This window comes from Caballeronia terrestris (genome assembly GCF_001544515.1).
GTDB lineage: Bacteria > Pseudomonadota > Gammaproteobacteria > Burkholderiales > Burkholderiaceae > Caballeronia > Caballeronia terrestris.
Map to the genome: position 1 here is coordinate 1 of NZ_FCOL02000308.1, position 2045 is coordinate 2045.

3 protein-coding genes are annotated in these 2045 nt (G+C 57.2%); all 3 read left to right on the forward strand.

The window, feature by feature from the left end; all coding sequences use genetic code 11:
- Positions 1 to 180 precede the first annotated feature (180 nt).
- A complete protein-coding gene (locus AWB67_RS36880) occupies positions 181 to 576 on the forward strand; it encodes an ectoine synthase (protein ID WP_087660749.1) in 396 nt (131 codons plus the stop codon).
- Between the two features lie 84 nt (positions 577 to 660).
- Positions 661 to 1521: a VOC family protein gene (locus AWB67_RS36885; RefSeq protein WP_087660750.1), complete on the forward strand. Its 861-nt coding sequence runs from the start codon at positions 661 to 663 to the stop codon at positions 1519 to 1521.
- A 94-nt stretch (positions 1522 to 1615) separates the two neighbouring features.
- On the forward strand, positions 1616 to 2045 hold a 430-nt coding region (locus AWB67_RS42735; protein WP_235025583.1), incomplete at its 3' end, for a hypothetical protein.

The window sequence follows — 2045 nt, forward strand, 5'->3', positions numbered from 1 at the left end:
ATACGGTGTACCGCTTGAGCGGCGGTCGGTGGATCCAGGCGAAAGTTGTGGTCGCTCCGGGTGGTTGATATGCCACGCATGTATGGTCGATCCAATTGATTGCATGTCGTCATGTCCTCGACGTGGCGTGAACAAGGCATTCGGACACCCGCTCTTTCATTCGTCTGATGGGAGTTGACAATGATTGTTAGAGACGTCGCATCGACGGCCGGAACGCCGCGACATGTATGTGGCGATGGATGGGATAGCAAGCGGCTCGTCGTCGCGGGAGACAGCATCGGCTTCTCGCTGCACGACACAACAGTAACCGAGGGTAGCGAGCTCGAGCTCCAGTACCAGCACCATGTGGAGGCAAATTATTGCTTCAGCGGTGAAGGCGAGGTGGTCGACTTGTCATCGGGCGAGACGTTCGAGGTGCGACCAGGCAGCGTCTACGTGCTCGACAAGCATGATCGACATGTCATTCGGGCGATACGAGGTGATCTTAGGCTCGTCTGCGTTTTCACGCCAGCGCTGGCTGGGGGAGAAACGCACACGTCGGCCGGTGGCTACGAGCCGATTGCCCCTGAACGTTGAGGGTATCGGATCGCATGTTATCGAGCGACACGCCCGGGTTATTCACATTCACCGCCAGCGAGTCGGTTGCGAGGAGCTTCGATCATGAGTTCGCAGGTGCAGCTCGATCATGTCGTCGTCGCCGTGCGCGATTTACGGGAGGCTGGTCGCCTTTACCGGGCACTTGGCTTCAACGTGGTCGACGGGGGCCATCACGGACATGCGCCTACGCGAAATGCATTGATTGCGTTCGAGGATAGCTCGTTCATTGAACTCATAGAATGGACGGCGCATTCACGGGACGATCGTTGGCAAAGAATACTGGAAAGCGACGGCGAAGGGCCGGTGGACTTCGCGTTCAGCACGTCACATCTGCCGGCGATGCTCGAACGAGCAAGAGATCACGGTATCGAAATGTTCGGCCCCGTTGACGGATCGCGCGTGACGCCCTTGGGCCATCGATTGAGGTGGCGGGTCGGTCGCCCGGCATCGAGCGAACTGCCGTTTTTATGTAGCGATATCACCCCGCGGACCTTACGCATTCCCGGCGGTGATGCACTACAGCACGCCAACGGCGCGTCAGGCATCGACACTGTTTTTGTAGCGGTAACCGACGCGCAGGGCCTGCTAGACAAATACCGAAGTCTGTTCGTCTCGGATTTCGACTCCATGTCAGTGCGAGACAGCCGGTTCGCAGTGGGCAGATCCGGCGTAAATGTAGCCGCGACCAGAATGAACGGATGCACCGTTGCACTCGTGAGCCCAGAACCATCTTCGACGGCACCTGCTGCTGAGTTCATTCGCAGCGTGGTCAGAAGAAGGGGGCCAGGCGTCTACGCGCTCGCCCTGACCGTGCCTAACGGCAGCAAAGCGAGAAGCTCGCATCCGCTGCAAACCTGCGGAATGCATTTGCGCTTCAGCGCGATCAGCGAATCGCTCGCATGTATGATATTTCCGGCTGAATAAGTTAAAGGTCCAAGTCGTTCCGATCAATGGCAATGCCACAACGCATCATATAAGTAGTTATCCGAAATTACGTAATTTAGTTGAGTCCGCTAATATGTCTACCGACCATGCAGTAATTCTGCCGCCTTCTCCAACACCGGAGTCCGGCGTAACGACATTGGAAGAAGAGGTGAGCTGGCGCACTTGCGCACGGCTGGGCTTTGTCCGCCCGATTCCTCACATTACACTCTCGCATTGGCGCGACAGGACCGAAAGCGAACGCGTGCTCTGCGCCCCGGTACTGAACTCACACTACACGATCGAGGTGCTTTTGCGGAGTGCCACGGTCGATTGCTTCCGAAACGACAGACGTATAACCAAGGGCACCGTCGGCTTTGGCGGTACGCAGATCGCGTCACCCGGTGATGAGATACGTTGCAACTTCCGGCGGCCGCTCGAAGCCATCCACGTCTTCGTTCCGTGTTCCGTCGTGGCGAAAACTTACGAGGAGCTACAACAAAGCAGTTGTCCAAATGACTATCATC